The 3625-nt window shown below is 58.3% G+C and carries 2 rRNA genes; both read right to left on the bottom strand.

What is annotated here, in order from left to right:
• Positions 1-107: ribosomal RNA gene (rrf, locus tag HCK04_RS40000) — 5S ribosomal RNA — on the bottom strand; the annotation flags it as partial.
• 64 nt (positions 108-171) lie between these two features.
• Positions 172-3276 (bottom strand): 23S ribosomal RNA (locus HCK04_RS39995).
• Positions 3277-3625: the final 349 nt, after the last annotated feature.

The following is a 3625-nucleotide window of genomic DNA, read 5'->3' as shown; positions in this document are numbered from 1 at the left end:
GTCCTACTCTCCCACACCGTCCCCGGTGCAGTACCATCGGCGCTGACAGGCTTAACTTCCGGGTTCGGAATGTAACCGGGTGTTTCCCTGCCGCTATGACCGCCGTAACCCCACGAAACACACAACCTAGTGGTTGCTGTCTCTGAGATCACATAGTGAACGCGAACATCTATGGTCAAGTCCTCGGCCTATTAGTACCGGTCAGCTCCACACATTACTGCGCTTCCACTTCCGGCCTATCAACCCCATCATCTCTAGGGGGCCTTACCCACACACGGTGGTGGGAGACCTCATCTTGAGGCGAGCTTCCCGCTTAGATGCTTTCAGCGGTTATCCCTACCGAACGTAGCCAACCAGCCGTGCTCCTGGCGGAACAACTGGCACACCAGAGGTTCGTCCGTCCCGGTCCTCTCGTACTAGGGACAGCCCCTCGCAAGTCTCCTGCGCGCGCAGCGGATAGGGACCGAACTGTCTCGCGACGTTCTAAACCCAGCTCGCGTACCGCTTTAATGGGCGAACAGCCCAACCCTTGGGACCTACTCCAGCCCCAGGATGCGACGAGCCGACATCGAGGTGCCAAACCATCCCGTCGATATGGACTCTTGGGGAAGATCAGCCTGTTATCCCCGGGGTACCTTTTAGCCGTTGAGCGACACCGCTTCCACACGCCGATGCCGGATCACTAGTCCCAGCTTTCGCTCCTGCTCGACCCGTCAGTCTCACAGTCAAGCTCCCTTGTGCACTTACACTCGACACCTGATTGCCAACCAGGCTGAGGGAACCTTTGGGCGCCTCCGTTACCCTTTAGGAGGCAACCGCCCCAGTTAAACTACCCACCAGACACTGTCCCCCACCCGGATCCACGGGCGCGGGTTAGACGTCCAAAACGACCAGAGTGGTATTTCACCAATGACTCCACGATGACTAGCGTCACCGCTTCCCAGTCTCCCACCTATCCTACACAAGACGCTCCAAACGCCAATGTCAAGCTGTAGTGAAGGTCCCGGGGTCTTTCCGTCCTGCTGCGCGAAACGAGCATCTTTACTCGTACTGCAATTTCACCGGGCCTGTGGTTGAGACAGCGGGGAAGTCGTTACGCCATTCGTGCAGGTCGGAACTTACCCGACAAGGAATTTCGCTACCTTAGGATGGTTATAGTTACCACCGCCGTTTACCGGCGCTTAAGTTCTCACCTTCGCACCCCGAAAGGCGCTAAGCGGTCCCCTTAACGTTCCGGCACCGGGCAGGCGTCAGTCCGTATACATCGTCTTACGACTTCGCACGGACCTGTGTTTTTAGTAAACAGTCGCTTCCCCCTGGCCACTGCGACCCCCACCAGCTTCGAACGCAAAGTCCTACACCAGCAGAGGTCCCCCTTCTCCCGAAGTTACGGGGGCAATTTGCCGAGTTCCTTAACCACAGTTCACCCGACCGCCTTGGTATTCTCTACCTGACCACCTGAGTCGGTTTAGGGTACGGGCCGCCGCGACACTCACTAGAGGCTTTTCTCGGCAGCATAGGATCACCCACTTCGCCACAATCGGCTCGGCATCACACCTCAGGCTAATGAGAGACGGATTTGCCTATCTCTCGCCCTACATGCTTACCCCGGGACAACCACCGCCCGGGCTGGGCTACCTTCCTGCGTCACCCCATCGTTTACCTACTACCAGATCAGGCCAGGCGTTCACCCTGACGCCGGCTCCGAAGAGCCAACCGGGCTAAGGACCCTTAGTATCACTGGATTCGATATGGGCGCATCACAGCGGGTACGGGAATATCAACCCGTTATCCATCGACTACGCCTGTCGGCCTCGCCTTAGGTCCCGACTTACCCTGGGCGGACGAACCTGCCCCAGGAACCCTTGGTCATCCGGCGCAGAAGATTCTCACTTCTGACTCGCTACTCATGCCTGCATTCTCACTCGCACGACCTCCACCACACGATCACTCGGCAGCTTCACCGGCTCGCACGACGCTCCCCTACCCACCACCAGCACAAGTGCCGGCGGTGCCACGACTTCGGCGGTGTACTTGAGCCCCGCTACATTGTCGGCGCAGAATCACTTGACCAGTGAGCTATTACGCACTCTTTCAAGGATGGCTGCTTCTAAGCCAACCTCCTGGTTGTCACTGCGACTCCACATCCTTTCCCACTTAGCACACGCTTAGGGGCCTTAGTCGGTGATCTGGGCTGTTTCCCTCTCGACCACGGAGCTTATCCCCCGCAGTCTCACTGCCACGCTCAACTTACCGGCATTCGAAGTTTGGCTGACGTCAGTAACCTTGTCGGGCCCATCAGCCATCCAGAGCCCTACCTCCGGCAAGCACACGCAACGCTGCACCTAAATGCATTTCGGGGAGAACCAGCTATCACGGAGTTTGATTGGCCTTTCACCCCTACACACAGGTCATCCCCCAGGTTTTCAACCCTGGTGGGTTCGGTCCTCCACGCAGTCTTACCCACGCTTCAACCTGCCCATGCGTAGATCACCCCGCTTCGGGTCTACAGCATGCGACTCAAACGCCCTATTCAGACTCGCTTTCGCTACGGCTCCCCCACACGGGTTAACCTCGCCACACACCATAACTCGCAGGCTCATTCTTCAAAAGGCACGCAGTCACATCACAGCCACCCGAAGGCGACTACGCTCCTACGGCTTGTAGGCACACGGTTTCAGGTACTATTTCACAACCCCTCACCGGGGCGCTTTTCACCTTTCCCTCACGGTACTCGTCCACTATCGGTCACCAGGAAGTATTTAGGCTTACCAGGTGGTCCTGGCAGATTCACACAGGATTCCTCGAGCCCCGTGCTACTCGGGAACACCCCCAGCAGTCGGCAAGATTTCGCCTACCCGGCTATCACGGTCTACGGCCGCCCTTCCCAGAGCGTTCGACTACCCCACCGATTTCTCACTGCCTGAAGAGACGGCGGTCTCCTCCGGAAGGTCCCACAACCCCGCACACGCAACGCCCGCCGGCTATCACACGCGCACGGTTTAGCCTCCTCCGCTTTCGCTCACCACTACTCACGGAATCACTATTGTTTTCTTCTCCTACGGGTACTGAGATGTTTCACTTCCCCGCGTTACCACCAACCGCCCTATACATTCAGACGGCGGCAACACCACATGACTGGTGCTAGGTTTCCCCATTCGGACATCCCCGGATCAACGTCTGGTTGGCGACTCCCCGAGGCTTAACGCAGCCTCCCACGTCCTTCATCGGCTCCTGATGCCAAGGCATCCACCGTGTGCCCTAACTAACTTGGCCACAAAGATGCTCGCGTCCACTATGCAATTCACAAACAACAACCAGACAACCAGCCCACCCCACCACCAAACACCCGAACCCCCACCGCAAGCCCACCCACAACAGGCGAACCCACAAGCAAGGACCCCGGCCGGTATGGCAGGAGACCAGCCCTGAAGAAAACCAACCCCACCACGACCACCACAACCAGCAGCGGCCAGGCGAACGGGCCCGTTTCCTCAGGACCCAACAGTGTGCCCAACCAACCCCAGCCCCCGAAGCCCACGCTCCCACTCCGTGATCACTCACGGCGGTACTAGCAGACCCGGCAACCACGACCGGCTGAATAACCAGTGCTCCACTAATGAGC

The sequence above is a fragment of the Microbispora sp. CL1-1 genome, assembly GCF_012034195.1.
GTDB lineage: Bacteria > Actinomycetota > Actinomycetes > Streptosporangiales > Streptosporangiaceae > Microbispora.
The sequence above is the reverse complement of the archived record's forward strand: the minus strand, read 5'-3'. Positions and strand labels throughout refer to the sequence as shown.